Below are 18,314 nucleotides of genomic sequence, written 5' to 3'. Positions count from 1 at the left end.
AACCACAGACTCTGAATTGGAGATTCAATGAGCAAGAACAGCAAGGCATACCGCGAAGCCGCGGAGAAGATCGACCGGGACAAGTTCTACACCCCGCTTGAGGCCGCGAAGCTGGCCAAGGAGACTTCCTCCAAGAAGCAGGACGCCACCGTCGAGGTAGCCATCCGCCTCGGCGTCGACCCCCGCAAGGCTGACCAGATGGTCCGCGGCACCGTCAACCTGCCGCACGGCACCGGTAAGACCGCCCGCGTCGCCGTGTTCGCCGTCGGTGAGAAGGCAGAGCAGGCACTGGCCGCCGGCGCCGACGTCGTCGGCAGCGACGATCTGATCGAGAAGATCCAGGGTGGTTTCCTGGACTTCGACGCCGCGATCGCCACCCCGGATCAGATGGCCAAGGTCGGTCGGATCGCCCGCGTGCTGGGCCCGCGCGGTCTGATGCCGAACCCCAAGACCGGCACCGTCACCCCCGATGTCACCAAGGCTGTGGCCGACATCAAGGGCGGCAAGATCAACTTCCGCGTCGACAAGCAGGCCAACCTGCACTTCGTGATCGGCAAGGCGTCCTTCGACGAGGCCAAGCTGGCCGAGAACTACGGCGCCGCCCTCGACGAGGTGCTGCGTGCCAAGCCGTCGTCCTCGAAGGGTCGTTACCTCAAGAAGGTGACCGTCTCCACCACCACGGGCCCGGGTATCCCGGTTGACCCGTCGGTGACCCGGAACTTCACCGAGGCGTAGCGCAGCGGAGCCGACCATCGGCGCAGCGGCGTAATCCGTTTGTCGAGTGGCCAGTTACGGCACAAGATTCTCTGAATCGCGTGTCATAACTGGCCATTCGGCGTTTCCAGGGTGCACTCGACGAGACGGCGGCGTAGGAACGCCCGCGCCGGCTCAGACCCTGCCACTTCGCCCTCGAGCGCGATGCGGTACCAGCGCCGGGCCTCGCGCAGTCGGCCGGCCCGGCGCAGCAGGTCTGCGCGGATCGGCGCCACCGCATTCGTCCGGGCCAGTCGCGGATCGTCGGCCACCTCGTCCAGCGCGGCCAGCCCGGCCGGGAATCCATCGCGAAAGCCAACGGCGAGTGCACGATTGGCGCGCACGACCGGCGAGTCCGTCAGCGCCGCCAACTGGTCGTAGGCCAGGCAGATGGTGCCCCAGTCGGTGCGCCGCCAGGTGGGCGCGGTCGCATGCAGTGCCGCGATCACCGCCTGCGGGAGATATGTGCCCGGTGCGCCGTCGGCCAATCGCAACTGCTCCAGCCCCCGCGCGATACGGCCACGGTCCCAATGGCTACGGTCCTGCTCGTCCAGCGGTATCAATGCCCCGCTCTCGTCGACCCGCGTCCGGCGGCGTGAATCATGCAGCAGGACAAGGGCGGAGAGTGCGTGCGCGTCCCGGTTACCGGGCATCAGCGAGCACAGTTCACCTGCGAGTCGGACACCCTCGTCGCACAGCTCGTCACGGATGGCCGAGGGCCCGCCCGTCGACCAGTAACCCCAATGCCGCGCAGTTAAGCGTGTGACTGGTGTGGCAATTGTGACACGCCGTGTGGGATGCCGGTAGGACAGCGGAACTCCCGGTATCGATGGATTGTCCGTCCAAAGACACCATCTCACCAGGGAGTTCCGCTGTCTGTTCAGTCTGTCATCTGTCCTGGGCCACCGGGTCGTCAGGGCCGGTTCGCGCCGGGCCATCTGGGCGAGTTGACCCGGATCGTGTCCGCCGATCTTGTAGATGCCGCCTTGGAGAACACCGGCCGCGTACAGCGCCGTGTTCGGGTGCTGCCCTCGCGGGTCGTGGTCTACCTGCTGCTGGCCGGGGCGTTGTTCGCCGAGATCGGATACCAGCAGGTCTGGGCGCGGCTGGTCGCCGCCTGGATCCGGTCACCGTGGCCGCACCGGGTTCTTCGGCACTGTCACAAGCATTGCGACGTGTCGGAGTTGCCCCGCTGCGCGAATTGTTCACCCTGGTACGCGGCCCGGCTGTCGGCGCGACGCGCTGGCATGGGCTGTTGGTCTGCGCGATCGACGGCACCTCGATGTTCGTGCCCAACAGTGCAGCCAACGCCGCAGCGTTCGGCCGCCAAACCGGCCGCCCCGACGCCGAGTCCGGTATCCGATGCTGCGCATGCTGACGGTCGTGGCGTGTGGCACCCGCACCGTCGTCGATGCCGTGTTCGGCGCCTACGGAGTAGGCGAAACCACCTATGCACCAACGCTGCTGCGGTGCCTGAAACCAGACATGCTGCTGTTGGCTGACCGCAACTTCGCCGTCACAGCTCGTGGAAAAGATCGCCTCGACCCATGCCGAGTTGCTGATCCGCTGCAAAGACGCCCGTGTGCTGCCCCCGATCAAGACGCTGGCGGACCGGACGTGGCTGGCACGGATGGGCGCGGTGACCGTGCGGGTGATCGACGCCCGCATCAGCGTGCGGCTCGACGGCGGGCGACCCGCTACGGTCACTACCGCCTGGTCACCACCCTGCTAGACGAAAAGCAATATCCCGCAGACGAACTGGTCGAGCTCTACCATCAACGGTGGGAGATTGAAACCAGCTACCTGGAATTGAAATCGACCATTCTGGGCGGACGAGTGCTGCGCGCGGGTACCCCCGCCGGCATCACCCAAGAGGTCTACGCACTGCTGATCACCTACCAGGCCCTGCGCACCGCCCTGGCCGATACCGCACTGGCCCGTCCCGACATCGGCCCCGACCGGCTGAGCCTCACCGTCGCCCTGAACACCGCCCGCGACCAAGTCATTCACGCCGCCGCAACGATCGCCGACGCCACCATCGACCTGATCGGCTGCATCGGAGCCGCCGCCCTCAACCAGCCGCTACCAGCGCGGCGATCACGCTCGAGTCCCCGAGTGGTCAAACGCGCCATTTCCAAGCACCGGGCTAAAGGCGCCATCGACCGCACCAACTACACAACCGCCATCACCATCGAAATCCTCGACGGTTGACAACAGGGCGCGGACCTTAACTGCGCGGCATTGCCAGTAACCCTCGGTGAACACCGAATAGATGCAGCCGAGCACGTGCGGTGTGCGTTCGGCCAGAAGCTCCGGTGGTGGAACCCGCAACGGGATATTGGCCTGACGAATCTTGTTCTTGGCACGGGTGATTCGCTGACCTACTGCGGCCTCGGACTGCAGTACGGCACGGGCGATCTCGGTGACGGTGAGACCGGAGATCAGCCGCAGCGTCAGGGCCAGCTGCGCGCTGCGGTCGAGCGCGGGGTGGGCGCAGGTGAACATCATCCGCAGCTCGTCATCGCGCACCGGGTGCAGCTCGGCGTCCTCGGATGCGTTCACCTGCTCGTACACCGCTGCGAGTTCCTTTCCGGGACGGGAAGATTCACGCCGCAGGCGGTCCAGGGCCCGATTGCGTGCCACCGTCGTCAACCACGCACCGGGACTGGCGGGCACACCGTCGGCCGGCCATACCCGGAGCGCCTGTGCGCAGGCCTCCTGGACGGCGTCCTCGGCCACGGTGAGATCACCCGACCAGCGGGCGATGGTGGCCACCACCGGGCCCCACTCGCGCCGAAAGACGCCGTCCAATTGGGTCATTGACGATTACAGGCCTGAAATCCCGGCCAACTGGCGTACCTCGATGGCCGACGCCGGAATCATCGACGCCAACTTGACCGCCTCGTCGCGATCCGATGCCCGCAGCACGTAGAAGCCGTTGGCCACCTCAGCGCCCTCGGCGTACGGGCCGTCGGTCAGCACCACCTTGCCGTCGCGCACGCGCACCGTGGTCGCCGTGGCCGGCGGATGCAACGGCGCGCCGGCCAGCGTCCGGTCGCCGATGGTCTTGGCGCGTTCGACGTGCAGGCCCGCCTGCCGGTTCCATTCGTCGGTGCCCGGCGTGTTGACATCCTCCGGCCGCTCCAGCAGCAGGGCCAGCCAATCGTTGCCGAGTGGCCGCTCGGGTGCCTGCCAATGAACCATCGGCCACACCTCGACCGCGCCGAACTCGGCGACCGGGATGTCGCGGGCCAGGGCCAGCGCCTCATCGAGATTGTCGGCCTCGAACACGTAGTAGCCGCAAGCCACCTCGGCGCCCTCGGCGTACGGGCCGTCGGTGACTACCGGGTTGTCCGGACCTCCGGTGATACGGGAGGCGGCAGCGTCTTTGTCCAGTGCGTCGCCGGCCCGGATCGCCGAGGCGGCCTTGGCGTGAAATTTCTGGAACGCGGCCATGCCCTCGGCTCGCTGCTCAGGTGTCAGCTCCACATCCTGGCTGATCAGTAAAGCGAAGTAATACATCGTCATCTCCCGGCGTCAGCGAGTGAGAACCTTTCTGTCCCACTCTCTACCCATCCGACGAACGACGGCGCCGTGATCCGACAGCTCGCGTGAAACTACTTCTGCAGCGTGAACTGATGCACGCTGATGTGGCCCGATGCGAAGTATTTCTGGCAGCCGTTGAGGTACTTGTCGTAGCGGTCGTACACCTCTTGGCCCTGGATCGCGATGGCTCGGTCCTTGTGGGCCTCGAGCGCGTCGGCCCAGATCTCGAGCGTCCGGACGTAGTGTGGGCCGATCTCCTGCAATTGGGTGAGCGTGAACCCGGCGTCGGTCGCTTTCTCCTGTTCCATCGACACCGAGGGCAGTCGGCCGCCGGGGAAGATCTCGGTCATGATGAACCGGGCGAACCGGGCGTCCTCGAATGTCATGTGCAGACCGAGCTTCTGGCCCTGACGAAGGTCGAATCCGGTGATGTTGTGCAGCAACATGGTGCCACCGTCGGGCAGTGCGTTATAGGCCGTCTCGAAAAATGCCGGATACCGCTCGAATCCGAAATGCTCAAAGGCGCCGATCGAAACGATGCGGTCGACCTTGTCATCGAACTCTTCCCAACCCTGGAGCCGAACCTCGACATTGCGTTCGGTGGGAATCCGGGCGAGCTTTTCGATGGCGTATTCACGCTGCTCGCCACTGAGCGTCAGCCCGATGACGTTCACGTCGTACTTCTCGATGGCGCGCGCCATGCCTGCGCCCCAGCCACAGCCGATATCGAGCAGCGTCATCCCGGGTTCAAGTCCCAGCTTGCCCAGCGACAGATCGAACTTGGCGATTTGGGCTTCGTCGCCGGTCATGTCTTCGCGCTCGAAATAACCGCAGGTATAGCCCATTGTGGGGCCTAGAAACAGTTCGTAGAATTCATTTGAAATGTCGTAGATCGACTGCAGTTCTTCATATTTCGGTGTCAATTTGGACATATTAGATATGCTCCAAGCCGTAGAGTTCTGCTCGCGAATCCAGGGTACCGCAGACACCCCCGGTGAGCCTGTTGTCGTCGCCGTCAACAATTCTCAGTGGCAAACAAATGTATTGTGTCTAGAGCGCCAATTGTGCAGGTATATCCCGTGGAAAGCGTTCAGGCGGGACTGCGTCAGCGAAGGAAATCACACCCCGCGACATGCTCAGCGGGAACTGCCGAAGTTCGTCTTCAGCTCGCCGACGACCTCATCCCACACCGGCTCCGGTAAATCGTGGCCCATCCCGTCGATCAGCACCAGCCGGGCACCCGCGATCGCGCGGGCCACCGCCCGGCCCCCGAACGGGCGCATCAACCGGTCGGCTCGTCCATGGATCACCACGGTCGGCACGCTGATCCGCTTGTCGTGATGGCGCAGACTGCCGCTGCCGAGAATGGCACCGAAATGCCGGGCGATCCCGGCCGGGTAGTAGGCGCGGTCGTACAGTTCGGCGGCCTGGGCCCTGATCTCCGCCTCGGGAACGGGATAGCCGGGGCTGCCGTTGATCCGGCTGATCCGAACTGTGTTGTCGATGATGGCATCTCGCGACGAATTGGCGGGTGGGCCGGTGACCACCGACAGCAGCTGCTTGATGCCCGGCGGCGGCAACAGCGGCTGATTGTTGCTGGAGAAGATCACCGCCAGTGACCTGGTGCGCTGCGCGTGCCGGGACGCGAACACCTGGGCGATCATCCCGCCCATCGAACCGCCGACGATGTGGGCGGTGTCGATCCTGAGGTGATCGAGCAGGGCCGCGGCGTCGTCGGCGACGTCTTCGAGGGTGTAGACCGACGGGCTCCGGAGCCCCAGAAACGACCGGGCCATCCGCAGCGGCAGCGGAGAATCAACCCGCGTGCCGGACAATTTGGTGGACAGGCCGACGTCGCGGTTGTCGTAACGGATGACACGTAGCCCCAGGCTCACCAGCTTTTCGCAGAAACCGGTGCGCCACAACAGCATCTGCGCACCGAGACCCATGATCAGCAGCACGGCCGGGTCATTCGGGTTGCCCATGTCCTCGTAGTAGAGGTCGACATCGCCGGGTTCCGCGGACGATTTGGCGAAGCCGGTCCGCACCTTCATGCCGGCCACTCAGGCCTCGTCCCCGTCGGGATCGTTCTCTTTGTGCTCGCGGCTGATATCCACCATGAAATTGGCGAAATATCCGGTGAGCTGGGGATCGTTCATCATCTGCCACTTCGGGGCCAGCAGCTTCATGTACCGCTCCACGTAGAGGAACTGCTTGCCGATCAACACGAGTTCGCGGGGCAGCTTGACGTCGTAGGCATCGGCCAGGGTTGCAAGCTGCTTGCCGATTTCGGCGTAGGACATATCGCCGAGCGATTTCATGGTCAGCGGGGTGGCGAACTTCTCCAGGTCCTTGGCCGCCTGCGCCTCGGGCTTCACGGTGCCGACCGCGCCCATCAGCACAACGATCTTGCCCGCGGCCGCATGGTCCTTCTTGACCAGCAGCGCATAGACCAGCTCGCGCAACAGCCAGCGGGTACGCGGGTCGATACGGCCCATGATGCCGAAGTCGAAGAACACCACCTTGCCTGCGTCATCGACGTAGAGATTGCCGGCGTGCAGGTCCCCGTGGAACAGGCCGTGCTTCAGGCCACCCTCGAACACGCTGAACAGCAGGGCCTTGACCAGTTCGGTGCCGTCGAAGCCCTTCTTGCGGATTGCGGCGACGTCGTCGATACGCACCCCGGTGATCCGTTCCATGGTCAGCACCCGCTGGCTGGTCAGGTCCCAGTACACCTGCGGGACCCGGATGTTCTCGCCCAGCGGGGAGGCGTGCATGTGCGACACCCAGGCGTCCATCGACTGGGCTTCCAGCCGGAAGTCCAGCTCCTCGGCCAGGTTCTCGGCGAAGTCGGCGACCACGTCCTGAGCCGACAGCCGCCGGCCCAGCTTCGCCAGCTCCACCAGCTGCGCGCCGCGCTTGAGGATCTGCAGGTCGGCGGCGACTCGGCGGCGGATCCCCGGACGCTGGATCTTGACCACCACCTCCTCGCCGCTGTGCAGCGTGGCGTAGTGCACCTGGGCGATCGACGCCGAGGCGAACGGCTTCTCGTCGAACGTCTTGAACAGGTTCGTGGGCTCGTCGCCGAGCTCCTCCACGAACAACTTGTGCACCTCGTCGGTATCCGCCGGCGGCACCCGGTCGAGCAGGCTGCGGAACTCACGGCTCAGCGGCTCACCGAAGGCACCTGGGCTCGACGCGATGATCTGGCCGAACTTGACGTAGGTGGGGCCCAGGTCGGAGAAGGTCTGCGGGACCTGCCGGATGACCTTCTGTTGCAGGGAACCGCTGCCGAACATGTGGGCGGCGACACGGACCCCGGTGCGGGTGATCTGCCAACCGGTGGCGCCGATACGGGCGGCTTCCACAGGCAACGGCACCCGGCTCAACCGGGCGACCTCGCGGTGCTTGGGTCTCGGCGGCGTAGTGCTCATAGCTGCAGTGTCTCAAAGGGCGCGGTCAGGCGAAAAACATCTGTGCCGCGCGTCACACTGAGGCGAAGCTTTCTTCGACCTCTTCGCGGCTCTGCACCGGGTCGGTTCCGGGCACGTAGGTGGGCTCGGTGTGCGACACGGTGGTCCCGGCGGCGACGCGCTGTTGCGCCGCGCGGAACTCCGGGGTGTTACCGGCCGCGGTGTGCAGACCGTTGATGATCGACCACACCATGGTGCGCCGGGCCGCCCGCTCGATCGGATTGGGATCGGTGTGCCCGATCATCTGCTTGGCCCACTTCGGCATGGTGTCGCGGATCGCCCAGTCCACCGCGCTCTGCGGCATCGGCAGGTTGGGACCGGTGGCCATGGCCGCACCGTAGGTGAGCGCCAGTTTGGGCAGATAAGAGTGCAGGCACTCCAGCGTCTCGGCCTTGGTTGCGGGCAGGTCGGTGCCGCCCAGGGCGTGCCCGACACGGATGAACTCGCCGTAGTAGCGGTCGAGTTTCTTACCGCGCAACGGGTTCGGGTGGTAGATCTCGTGTGCGGTGGCCAGCCCCCACACCACGGTCGCGTAGTTCCAGCGCAGCCAGTCCGGATCGTCGGCGTCGTAGACCGCACCGTCTGGGCGGGTGCCCTTGATGGTGTGGTGCATGGAGCGGACAGTCTTGGCCACTCGTTCGGCGGTTTCGGTGTTGCCGTAGGCGGTGCCGATGAAGAACGCGATCGAATGCCCCAGGCGCACCGCGGCGCCCCGGGGATCGATGACGGGGATCGCGGTCCCGTCGTCATCGCGTTTGACCAGACGCGAATGGTGCATGCCCATCCAGTAGATGGAGGGATCGAGGCGTTCCAGGTAGGCCGCGCACTGCAGGCCGAAGACGAGTGCCTCGGTGTGGGAGTGGACGTGCCAGACGGCGCTGCCCGGGCCGAACCACCCCGGATCGCCGGCGGGTCCGGCGAACTCCATGCCTCGGAAGTAGTGCTGCCGAATGTCCGTATCGAACTTCCGCTGCAGCATCTGCTCGAGGATTTGGTGTGGCATGTCCACCGGGGACCCCCTTCTGGTTACGTCTGTAGCCAGAATACATTTTGGGTACGGGTGTGACCAGACTTAGTCTGTAGGAATGTCGAGTCCGACGCGATGGGCCGGCGTGCCGCTAGGGGACCGCCGGGCCGAACGACGCGCCCTGCTCGTGGACGCGGCGTTTCGGCTGTTCGGGGACGGCGGTGAGGCCGCGGTCTCGGTGCGCTCGGTCTGCCGCGAATGTGGACTGAACACCCGCTACTTCTACGAGAGCTTCGCCGATACCGACGACCTGCTCGGAGCGGTGTACGACGAGGTCAGCGCGGCCCTGGCCGTCGACGTCGAGGCCGCGACGACCGGGGCCGGAGACTCCCTGCGGGCCAGGACCCGCGCCGGAATCGCCGCCGTGCTGGGTTTCAGTTCAGCCGACCCGCGGCGGGGTCGGGTGCTGTTCACCGACGCCAGAGCCAATCCGGTACTGGCCGCACGCCGCACGGCGACCCAGGACCTGCTGCGCGAGGCCGTGCTGTCCGAGGGTGGCCGGTTGAATCCGGGTTCGGATCCGGTGGCCGCCCAGATCGGCGCGGCCATGTACACCGGGGCCATGGCCGAGCTCGCCCAGCAGTGGCTGAGCGGCAACCTGGGCGATGACCTCGGTGTGGTGGTGGAGCATGCGCTCCGACTGGTGCTCGGCCGGTAGCTCACCCGGCGGCGGGCCGCCAATCAGACCTCGGCGGCGGGCCGCCAGCGCGTGATCCAGTCGGTTTCCGGCCACTGCTCCTCGGCCGCCAGCAGCTCGTACATCGTGGCGCGGTCGATCGATTCGCGGATGATGTCGGCATGCCCGGCGTGGCGACTGAGTTCCTCGATCAGATGCATCGCCACCCACCGCACTGACCAGTTGTCGACGTCCTGTGGGAACCACGGCACATCGTGGGGAATCGGAACGGCGGTGTCGAGGTCGCGCTCGGCAAGCACTCGCAACGTCTCGGCGTTCTGGGCCTTGAACGCCCCGAGTAGTCCGGCCAGGGTCTCGTGCTCACCCATCACGTACTGGTCGGCGTAGTCGGCGATCTGATCTTCCATCGGACGGGGATCCGGCGGTGGGAACTGCGGCGCATGCTCGGCGCGGGCGGTCCAGGCCTGTTGCATCGCGGTGACGTGCTTGATCAGGCCACCGACCGACAGCGCGCTCACCGACGGGGTGGACCGGGCCTGCGCGTCGGTCAGGCCGTGCGCCACCGCGAAAAAGGCATTCTGCTGGAAGGCGACGAAGTCGATCAGGGTCTGGCGTTCGCCGCTGGTCGGGGCGGGCATTCCGGGCATGGTTCAGTTCTCCTCGTGGTGGGATGAGTGGGTGTAAAGATCTCGGATGCAGGCGATTTCGGCGCCGTGATGGATCACTTCCCGATTGATGTGCAGGACCAGCACGGCCATCGGCTCATTGCCGTACGGTCCTTCGGCGGGGCCGCACGGGCGCTTCAGGTCCTCTTCACTCAGAGACCTGACCCCGTCGATCCAATTTCGGTATGCGTCGTCGAGTTGGCTCAGGGCCGTGCTGGCATCGGTGGCGTACGGCCAGGACTCGTAGTCGGCCGGCGGCCCGCCGAAATGCGAGTGGTTGCGGATCGCGAACACTCCGACGATCACGTGTGCCAGTCGCCAGGCGATCGTGGTGAACGGTTCCGGTTGTGGCGGTGGATAACTGAAGTCGATGGCGCCGTCGGAGTGAACGGTCCAGCAGTGTGGGACGGGTGCCCAGAAGTACTCGTCGTCGGTCAGGCCGTCCAATCGCGGCCTCAGTTGATTGGTCCAGTGGAAGTCGAGTTGGTCGGCCAGGAGGTTTGTCCACATAGGACCACCCTGTCACCTATATAGGACAGCTTCGGTCCTAAAACTGCGGCAGACTTCTCGCATGGCTGTGAGCAGCGAAACCACCGGCCGCGTGTTGCAACTCCTCGGACTGTTTCAGTCGCGTAGGGCCTGGACGGGCCAGGAACTGGCCGAACGGCTCGGTGTCACCACCCGCAGCGTCCGCCGTGACATCGAGCGGTTGCGCGAACTCGGATACCCGGTTCACGCCAGCAAGGGACAGGGTGGGGGCTACCAACTCGGTGCAGGCGCGGCGCTGCCCCCGCTGCTGCTTGACCCCGACGAAGCCGTCGCGATGGCCGTCTGCCTGCGGCTGGCCGCCGGCGGAAGCATCGCCGGCGTCGGCGAATCGGCCCTGCGCGCGTTGTCCAAGCTCGACCAGGTCATGCCCGCGCGGTTGCGTTCGCAGGTATCGGCGGTGCACGACGCGACGGTCACCCTGGCCCCCGACTCCTCCGATGCCCCGGTGGAACCCGAGGTACTGATGACCCTGGCCCGCGCCTGCCGCGACCGCGAGCACGTCCGTACCGACTACACCGATATCCGGGGCAACCACACCCAGCGGCGGCTGGAGCCCTACCAACTGGTGACCACCGGGCGGCGCTGGTACCTGATGGCCTACGACCGGGACCGCCGGGACTGGCGGAGTCTGCGCTTGGACCGGATGACCGCGGTGGCCGCCCGCGGCACCACGTTCGCGCCGCGCGAGGCGCCGGATGCGGCCGACTACGTTCGGCGTGCGATCAGTTCCTCGCCCTACCGCTACGTCGCCCGGGTGCGTTACCACGCCCCGAAAGAAATTGTGGCGCAGAAGTTCCCACCGGCGTCCGCCACCGTCGAAGCCGACGGGCCCGACGCCTGCATCGTCACCACCGGCGCCGACGACCCCGAGCGCATGGTGCTCTATTTCGCCACCGTGGGCCACGACTTCGAGGTACTCGAACCGCCCGAGGTGGCTGCCGCCGTCGGGGTCGTCGCCGACCGCCTGCGCGCCGCCTTCCCCGGCGAGCAGACGTGAAAGCACCCCAATCCGGTCGACTTCGGGTACCGCAACGTCCTGCTCGCGGGGAGGCTGAGGCCGTAAGGTTCTGCAGATGCGGGTCCTGTCAGCGGAGACGACGGAGCTGTTTGCCGGGCCAGAGGATGCCCCTCGGCAGTTGGTTCGGGTGCGATACGAGGACTGCGCCGCACCGACGCCGGTGCGGGTGGACGGGGACGGGCTCTCCGGTGAGGCGATGGCCGCGCCGGGAGACGGCACCGTCGAGGTTCCGATCGACGTCGAGCGAGGCGTGCCCGGCGAGGTCCGGCGCGCCCGGGTGGGGGAGATCGCCTTCGACTTCACCGTGGCCGAACCCGGCTGGACCATGTACATGATCAGCCACTTCCACTACGACCCGGTCTGGTGGAACACCCAGGCCGCCTACATCAGCGTGTGGAACGAGGATCCGCCCGGCCAGTGCCGGCAGACCAACGGATTCGACCTGGTGCACGCACACCTGGAAATGGCCCGCCGCGTTCCGGAATACAAGTTCGTCCTGGCCGAGGTCGACTATCTCAAGCCCTACTGGGACGCCCGCCCGGAAGACCGGGCCGATCTACGCCGGTTCATCGAGCAGAGGCGCGTCGAGATCATGGGCGGCACCTACAACGAGCCGAACACCAACCTCACCAGCCCGGAGACCGCGATCCGGAATTTCGTGTCGGGCATGGGCTTCCAACGCGATGTGATGGGTGCCGACCCGGCCACCGCGTGGCAGCTCGACGTGTTCGGGCACGACCCGCAATTCCCCGGGATGGCGGCCGACGTCGGCCTGACCTCCAGTTCGTGGGCGCGCGGACCGCATCACCAGTGGGGGCCGATGCAGAACGACGGCGACCCCGAGCGCATGCAGTTCGCCAGCGAGTTCGAATGGATCGCGCCGTCGGGCCGCGGGTTGCTCACCCACTACATGCCCGCGCACTATTCGGCGGGATGGTGGATGGACTCCTCGGCCTCACTGGCCGAGGCCGAGGAATCCACCTACGCGCTGTTCGCCAAGCTCAAGCGAGTTGCGTTGACCCGCAACGTGCTGCTGCCCGTCGGCACCGACTACACCCCGCCCAACAAGTGGGTCACCCAGATCCACCGTGACTGGAACTCGCGGTACGTCTGGCCGAAGTTCTTGTGCGCGTTGCCTTCCGAGTTCTTCGCCGCGGTGCGAGCCGAAGTCGACGAGCGCGGCATCGTGCCGTCGCCACAGACCCGCGACATGAACCCGATCTACACCGGCAAGGACGTCTCCTACATCGACACCAAGCAGGCCAACCGGGCTGCCGAGGACGCAGTGCTCGACGCCGAACGGTTCGCGGTGTTCGCCGGGCTGCTCGGCGGCGCGGACTATCCGCAGGCCGCCATGACCAAGGCCTGGGTGCAACTGGCCTACGGGGCGCACCACGACGCCATCACCGGTTCGGAATCCGATCAGGTCTACCTCGACCTGATGACCAGCTGGCGTGACGCCTGGGAGCTGGGTGTCACCGCGCGGGACAATGCCCTGCACCTGTTGTCTGAAGCGGTCGATGGATCAGTGATCGTGTGGAACGCCGTAGCGCACAACCGGACCGACATCGTCACCGTGCACCTGGACGCACCGTTCCCCGGGGCCGTGCTCGACAGCGACGGCAATGAGGTTCCCGTGCTGGTCGAGCACGACGGAGCGACGGTGAGCTGGCTGGTCTGCGATGTTCCGTCCGTGGGGTGGCGGTCGTACCGGTTCACCGCCGGGACAGCGCACGGCTGGCAACCGGTGGCCGGGGACGAGATCGCCAACGACCGCTACCGGTTGCGCGTCGATGCGGACCGCGGCGGCGGGGTGTCCTCGCTCGTCGACGACGGCACAGAACTCATCGCCGACGGAGGCGTCGGCAACGAACTCGCGGTCTACGAGGAGTATTCGGCCCACCCCGAGGCCGGGGAAGGCCCCTGGCATCTGCTGCCCACCGGGCCGGTGGTGTGCTCCGCGGCCGCCCCGGCCGAGAAGGTGCAGTGCTACCGGAGCCCGCTCGGACAACGGGTGATCGTGCGGGGCCGCATCGCGGATCTGTTGCGCTACATGCAGACCATCACGCTGTGGGCCGGTGTGGACCGGGTCGATTGCCGCACCGTCATCGACGAATTCGTCGGGGCGGACCGACTGGTCCGGTTGCGTTGGCCCTGCCCGGTGCCCGGCGCGCTACCGGTGAGCGAGGTCGGCGACGCGGTGATCGGCCGCGGATTCGGGCTGCTGCACGATCATTCGGACCACCACGCGGTGGATGCCGCGCAACATCCGTGGACGTTGGACAACCCGGCGTACGGCTGGTTCGGGCTGTCCTCGGCGGCGCGCGTGCGTATCGGAGCCGATGCGGTGCGCGCCGTTTCGGTGGCCGAGGTGATCGCCCCCGACGACGGCACCGACCCACGCGATCTGATGGTGGCGCTGGTACGGGCCGGGGTGACCGCGACCTGCAGCGCGGCCGACAAACCGCGCTATGGCGATCTCAGCGTGGACTCCAACCTGCCCGACACCCGGTTCACCCTCGGCGGTCCCGAGGAAAACCCGTTCACCGCAGCGGTTCTCGCCGAGTCGGACATCGCCTATGCCGACGAGTACAAACGGCAGATCGACGCCACCGGATCGGCCCGGGTCTGGGTGCCCGCCGCCGCGCCGTTGACCGAACAGTGGGTGCCGGGCGCCGACCTGCGCGGGGTGCGAAGCCTGCCGGTGCTGATCCTGGCCGGTGACCTCGACGCGGTGGTCGATGACCTGGCCGACGCGGAGATCGTCGTCACCCAGCAGGCACCCGCGGCGGCCGAGCCGTTCGAGGCCCGCACCGTCGCGCTGCTGAACCGTGGGGTGCCGAGCTTCGCCGTCGAACCCGACGGCACCCTGCACACCTCGCTGATGCGGTCCTGCACCGGCTGGCCGTCGGGCACCTGGATCGACCCGCCGCGCCGTACCACGCCGGACGGCTCCAATTTCCAATTGCAGCACTGGACACACACATTCGACTACGCACTGGTCACCGGGGCCGGTGACTGGCGGGCCGTCGGGGTCGCCCCCGTCGCCGCGGAGTTCAACCGGCCGCTGCGGCCGGTGGTGGTCGATTCGGACGCAGGCGGCGGGCTGCCGGCGTGGGGATCGCTGCTGGAGATCGAGCCGGCCGGCACCGTGCAACTGGGTGCCCTCAAGGCCATGGGGAATCCGTTGGCGTCGGGCAGTGTGCGCAGTGCCGAGCCGGCCGACGGGGTTACCGCGCGCCTGGTCGAGATCACCGGCAGCGCCGCCGAGGTCACCATCCGCTCCGGGCTGCGCACGGTCTCCGCTGCCGCCAACCTGAATCTGCTGGAGGAACCTGCGTCCGAGCAGACGTCAGGCCTGACGCTGCACGGCTACCAGATCGCCACGGTGTCCACCCAGCTCAACCTCCCGAAAATGGTGTCGGGGGAACACCAGCGGTTGGCACCTGAAGCCGAGGCCGCGCAGCCCCTCTACGCCAGGTACTGGCTGCACAACCGCGGCCCGGCGCCGCTCGGCGGTCTGCCCGTCGTCGCGTATGTGCATCCGGAAGGCATTGCCGGACAACCCGGTAGCGAGGTGACCGTGCGGCTGACCGCGGCCAGCGACTGCACCGACGCCGCCCTGCACGGGCGGGTCAGGGTGGATGGACCGCCGGGGTGGGAGGCGCAGCCCGCCGAGCTGCCCTATGTCCTACCGCCCGGAGGGTATCTGGAAACCGATGTGGTGCTGAGCATCCCGGCCGGAGCCGAACCCGGGCTGTACCCCGTGCGCGCCGAGCTCGCGGTGACCGGCAGCGGATCGGATGCGCTGCCGCCGTCGTGGCGCCAGGTCGTCGAGGACGTCTGCATCGTCACGATCGGTGAACCCGCGCCGCAGGTGCTCAAGCTGGTGTCCGAGCCGCAGGCCGTCGACATCCAGGCAGGTGAGAGTGCCCGACTGTCGATGACGATCGGCACCGATGCGCTTGCCGCCCTGAGCGCCGAGGCGCACCTGATCAGCCCATGGGGAACCTGGGAGTGGATGGGACCGGCCGCGGTCGGCGTCGAGGTGCCCGCGTCGGGTACCGCCGAGATCGGGTTCGACGTCGCACCCCCGGCGTGGGTCCAACCGGGGGAGTGGTGGGCGCTGATCCGGGTGGGCTGTGCGGGGCGGCTGATCTATTCACCTGCGGTGAAGGTGACGGTCCGATGAACCCGGTGACCTGTGCGGCACGGGTGGCCGGAAAACCGGTGTCGATCAAGGAGATCGACGAGCGGGAGGCCGCCCTGCGGGCGGGAAACCGGGCCTCGGCGCTGCCACGACCCGGGACCAGCGAAGGACGTCAGTTGCGCCGCTGGCTCACCCAGTTGGCGGTCGCCGAACGGGTGGTCACCGACGAAGCCGCCGCGCGCGGCCTGTCCGGCCACGACGCGCCCGGTCCCGATGAGGTGCTGCCCGATACCGCGGCCCGGCTGGAGATCGGCAGCGTCGCCGCCGCCACGTTGGGTACCCCGCCGGCCCGTGCGGTGTTCGCGGCGGTGACTGCTGCGGTGGAGGTTTCCGATGTCGAGGTGGCGGCCTACCACGCACGCAATCCACTGCGATTCGCCTCGACGGGCAGCGGCCCGCACGGTTGGCGCGGCCGGCCCGTCGCCCCGTCGTTGGATCAGGTGCACCACCGGATCGCCGCGTACCTACGGGCGGCCGCGCGCAGGCAGGCGTTCCGGCTGTGGCTCGACGCGCAGTGCGCGGCCCTGGTGGAACTGGCGCCGGGGTACGAGCATCCCGGGGATCCTCGTCAACCGGACAACACCCACAAGCACTAGAGGTGACCTCGCATGGCACTGACGATCGCGCTCGATATCGGCGGCACCAAGATCGCGGTCGGCCTCGTCGACGCCGAGGGGCGACTGGTGCATCGCGGCCAACTGCCCACCCCGGACGGTGACGCCGAGACGGTGTGGGCCGTCGTGGAGAAGCTGCTCGGCGAGACCATGCGGGCCGCGGACGGTGCCGCCACCGGCGTCGGCGTCGCCTCCGCCGGACCGATCGATCTGCCCAACGGCACGGTCAGCCCGATCAATATCGCCCAGTGGCGACACTTCCCGATCGTCGAGCGGGTCGCCGGCGCCACCCGGTTGCCGGTCCGGCTCGGTGGCGACGGGCTGTGCATGGCGCTCGGCGAGCAGTGGTGCGGTGCGGGCCGGGGCGCGCAGTTCCTGCTCGGCATGGTGGTGTCGACCGGGGTCGGCGGTGGTCTGGTGCTCGACGGCGTGCCGTATGACGGTCGCACCGGCAATGCCGGGCACGTCGGCCATGTCGTCGTCGCCCCCGACGGCGGTGACCGGTGTGCGTGCGGCGGGCAGGGTTGCGTCGAGACCATCGCATCCGGCCCCAGCATGGTGCGGTGGGCCCGGCAGCAGGGGTGGGACGGCACCGACGCCAAGGCGCTGGGTGAGGCCGCGACCCGAGGAGACGGTCCGGCCGTCAAGGCATTTCAGCGCGGCGCGCGGGCGGTGGCGGCGACGATCGCCTCGGTGGGCGCGGTGTGCGACCTGGATCTGGTGGTGATCGGCGGGGGAGTGGCCAAGTCCGGGGCATTGCTGTTCGATCCGCTGCGCGCGGCGCTCGCCGACTACACCGGGCTGGAGTTCCTGCGGGGGCTGCGGGTCGTCCCGGCCGAGCTCGGTGGGGATGCCGGCCTGGTGGGTGCGGCGGCCCTGGCGCGGGCCTGACGCTTCTGTTGTTTCTGGATCTCCATGTGGGTGCGGCCCCATTCGCACAACGCGGCCAGGACCGGTTCCAGCGTTCTGCCGTAGGCGGAGATCGAATAGTGCACGCACGGCGGCACGGTCCCCGCGTCATGGCGATCGATGATCCCGGCGTCGACCAGATCGTGCAGATGCCGGATCAGCATCCGCTCGGTGATGTCGGGAATGCTGCGGCGCAGTTCGGCGGTGCGCATCGGTCCGTCGGCCAGCCGCCACAGGATCGTGCCCTTCCAGCGCCCGTCGATGACCGACAAGGTTGCGTCGATCGGGCAATCGCCGATCTCTTTCTTGGAAACCGCCATGCTCAAGCCCTCCCTGAGTACTGACTAATTTGTCAGTACCTTGTTTTTTGTCAGCATAGTGATCAGCCTAGATGACATGGAAGAAATCGTGCAGATTCTCGCCGTCGTCGTCACCGGGCCGCTGCTGGGCGTCGAGTTCGGCGTCGCCGCATTCACCAACCCGATCCTGCAGCGGCTCCCCGACGAGGCCTACCGCCAGGCCCGCGGCACCGGCAGCCGGATTCTCGGAACGGCGATGCCGTTCTGGTACATCGGCGCGATGGCGTTGCTGATCGCCGCCGCGGTATGGAGCCCGGGGCCGGTGCTCCTCACCGCAGTGGTGCTCATGGCCCTGGTCATGCTGCTGTCCCTGACCACGCTGGTGCCGATCAACAACCGCGTCGCAGCCGGATTCGGCGGTGGTGAAGACCCCGATCAGTTCCCTGAACTGGTCCGACGCTGGGACCGGCTGCACTGGCTGCGGGTCGGCCTGCTGGCGGCGGCGTTCGTGCTGCTGGTGGTGGCCGGCGCACACTGAGGGGGTGCGACGGCCGCGTTTTGGCTGATCGGTGCATGTTCGGCTACTCTGGTCGCGTTCTACCGAAGACCGTTGG

General features: G+C 67.3%; 17 protein-coding genes and 3 pseudogenes. 10 read left to right on the top strand and 10 right to left on the bottom strand.

Going from position 1 to position 18,314, the window contains the following annotated elements; translation table 11 throughout:
- Positions 1 to 27: 27 nt before the first annotated feature.
- A complete protein-coding gene (rplA, locus tag G6N44_RS12260) occupies positions 28 to 735 on the top strand; it encodes a 50S ribosomal protein L1 (protein ID WP_163664303.1) in 708 nt (235 codons plus the stop codon).
- An 83-nt stretch (positions 736 to 818) separates the two neighbouring features.
- On the opposite strand, the pseudogene G6N44_RS12255 reads toward rplA, so the two are convergent.
- A pseudogene (locus tag G6N44_RS12255) lies at positions 819 to 1,493 on the bottom strand (DUF6596 domain-containing protein); the annotation flags it as partial.
- A gap of 57 nt (positions 1,494 to 1,550) precedes the next feature.
- On the opposite strand from G6N44_RS12255, the pseudogene G6N44_RS29865 reads away from it, so the two are divergent.
- From G6N44_RS29865 to G6N44_RS29230, 3 genes and pseudogenes are all read left to right on the top strand, one after another.
- Positions 1,551 to 1,811 (top strand): annotated as a pseudogene (locus G6N44_RS29865) (transposase domain-containing protein); the annotation flags it as partial.
- Positions 1,812 to 1,921: 110 nt separating this feature from the next.
- Positions 1,922 to 2,131, top strand: a complete 210-nt coding sequence (locus G6N44_RS29235) for a hypothetical protein (RefSeq protein WP_197907525.1) — start codon at positions 1,922 to 1,924, stop codon at positions 2,129 to 2,131.
- Complete coding sequence (locus G6N44_RS29230; protein WP_197907509.1) at positions 2,125 to 2,964, top strand: transposase; 840 nt, start codon at positions 2,125 to 2,127, stop codon at positions 2,962 to 2,964. The genes G6N44_RS29235 and G6N44_RS29230 overlap by 7 nt, the downstream gene beginning before the upstream one ends.
- 33 nt (positions 2,965 to 2,997) lie before the next feature.
- Here the strand turns inward: G6N44_RS29230 and G6N44_RS12245 are convergent.
- The 6 genes and pseudogenes from G6N44_RS12245 to G6N44_RS12220 form a co-directional block, all read right to left on the bottom strand.
- Positions 2,998 to 3,573 (bottom strand): annotated as a pseudogene (locus G6N44_RS12245) (RNA polymerase sigma factor); the annotation flags it as partial.
- 6 nt (positions 3,574 to 3,579) lie between these two features.
- Positions 3,580 to 4,275: a YciI family protein gene (locus G6N44_RS12240; protein ID WP_163664301.1), complete on the bottom strand. Its 696-nt coding sequence runs from the start codon at positions 4,273 to 4,275 to the stop codon at positions 3,580 to 3,582.
- A gap of 95 nt (positions 4,276 to 4,370) precedes the next feature.
- Positions 4,371 to 5,231, bottom strand: a complete 861-nt coding sequence (locus G6N44_RS12235) for a cyclopropane mycolic acid synthase family methyltransferase (RefSeq protein WP_163669866.1) — start codon at positions 5,229 to 5,231, stop codon at positions 4,371 to 4,373.
- Positions 5,232 to 5,435: 204 nt separating this feature from the next.
- Positions 5,436 to 6,353 (bottom strand): alpha/beta fold hydrolase, encoded by a 918-nt coding sequence (locus G6N44_RS12230; RefSeq protein ID WP_163669865.1) that lies wholly within the window; start codon positions 6,351 to 6,353, stop codon positions 5,436 to 5,438.
- Positions 6,354 to 6,362: 9 nt separating this feature from the next.
- Positions 6,363 to 7,733, bottom strand: a complete 1,371-nt coding sequence (locus tag G6N44_RS12225; protein ID WP_163664299.1) for an ABC1 kinase family protein — start codon at positions 7,731 to 7,733, stop codon at positions 6,363 to 6,365.
- Positions 7,734 to 7,785: 52 nt separating this feature from the next.
- The gene (locus G6N44_RS12220; RefSeq protein WP_163664297.1) at positions 7,786 to 8,781 is read right to left on the bottom strand and encodes an oxygenase MpaB family protein; all 996 of its coding nucleotides are present in this window, start codon (positions 8,779 to 8,781) and stop codon (positions 7,786 to 7,788) included.
- 76 nt (positions 8,782 to 8,857) lie between these two features.
- Here G6N44_RS12220 and G6N44_RS12215 point away from each other — a divergent pair, with 76 nt between their 5' ends.
- A complete protein-coding gene (locus tag G6N44_RS12215; RefSeq protein ID WP_163664295.1) occupies positions 8,858 to 9,457 on the top strand; it encodes a TetR/AcrR family transcriptional regulator in 600 nt (199 codons plus the stop codon).
- Between the two features lie 23 nt (positions 9,458 to 9,480).
- Here G6N44_RS12215 and G6N44_RS12210 read toward each other — a convergent pair whose 3' ends face one another.
- Together G6N44_RS12210 and G6N44_RS12205 are read right to left on the bottom strand one after the other, a co-directional pair.
- A complete protein-coding gene (locus G6N44_RS12210; protein ID WP_163664292.1) occupies positions 9,481 to 10,083 on the bottom strand; it encodes a DinB family protein in 603 nt (200 codons plus the stop codon).
- 3 nt (positions 10,084 to 10,086) lie between these two features.
- Positions 10,087 to 10,611, bottom strand: coding sequence for a DinB family protein (locus G6N44_RS12205; RefSeq protein ID WP_163664290.1), 525 nt, complete (start codon positions 10,609 to 10,611; stop codon positions 10,087 to 10,089).
- Between the two features lie 61 nt (positions 10,612 to 10,672).
- Here G6N44_RS12205 and G6N44_RS12200 point away from each other — a divergent pair, with 61 nt between their 5' ends.
- From G6N44_RS12200 to G6N44_RS12185, 4 genes are all read left to right on the top strand, one after another.
- Positions 10,673 to 11,647: a helix-turn-helix transcriptional regulator gene (locus tag G6N44_RS12200; protein ID WP_163664288.1), complete on the top strand. Its 975-nt coding sequence runs from the start codon at positions 10,673 to 10,675 to the stop codon at positions 11,645 to 11,647.
- 76 nt (positions 11,648 to 11,723) lie between these two features.
- Positions 11,724 to 15,860 (top strand): glycoside hydrolase family 38 N-terminal domain-containing protein, encoded by a 4,137-nt coding sequence (locus G6N44_RS12195; protein ID WP_163664286.1) that lies wholly within the window; start codon positions 11,724 to 11,726, stop codon positions 15,858 to 15,860.
- Positions 15,857 to 16,474 (top strand): DUF7158 domain-containing protein, encoded by a 618-nt coding sequence (locus G6N44_RS12190; protein ID WP_163664284.1) that lies wholly within the window; start codon positions 15,857 to 15,859, stop codon positions 16,472 to 16,474. Before G6N44_RS12195 ends, G6N44_RS12190 begins: the two co-directional genes overlap by 4 nt.
- Positions 16,475 to 16,486: 12 nt before the next feature.
- Positions 16,487 to 17,383 (top strand): ROK family protein, encoded by an 897-nt coding sequence (locus G6N44_RS12185; protein ID WP_163664282.1) that lies wholly within the window; start codon positions 16,487 to 16,489, stop codon positions 17,381 to 17,383.
- On the opposite strand, the gene G6N44_RS12180 is transcribed toward G6N44_RS12185, so the two are convergent.
- Complete coding sequence (locus tag G6N44_RS12180) at positions 17,284 to 17,721, bottom strand: winged helix-turn-helix transcriptional regulator (protein WP_163664280.1); 438 nt, start codon at positions 17,719 to 17,721, stop codon at positions 17,284 to 17,286. The two genes, G6N44_RS12185 and G6N44_RS12180, sit on opposite strands and share 100 nt — an antisense overlap.
- Before the next feature lie 76 nt (positions 17,722 to 17,797).
- Here G6N44_RS12180 and G6N44_RS12175 point away from each other — a divergent pair, with 76 nt between their 5' ends.
- Positions 17,798 to 18,238 carry an anthrone oxygenase family protein gene (locus tag G6N44_RS12175; RefSeq protein WP_163664278.1) on the top strand — a complete coding sequence of 147 codons (441 nt, stop codon included), beginning with the start codon at positions 17,798 to 17,800 and terminating at the stop codon, positions 18,236 to 18,238.
- The last annotated feature ends 76 nt before the right edge of the window (positions 18,239 to 18,314 follow it).

The sequence above is a fragment of the Mycolicibacterium alvei genome (genome assembly GCF_010727325.1).
GTDB classification, from domain to species: domain Bacteria; phylum Actinomycetota; class Actinomycetes; order Mycobacteriales; family Mycobacteriaceae; genus Mycobacterium; species Mycobacterium alvei.
Note: the sequence above shows the minus strand (reverse complement) of the source record. Positions and strands in the feature narration are given on the sequence as shown.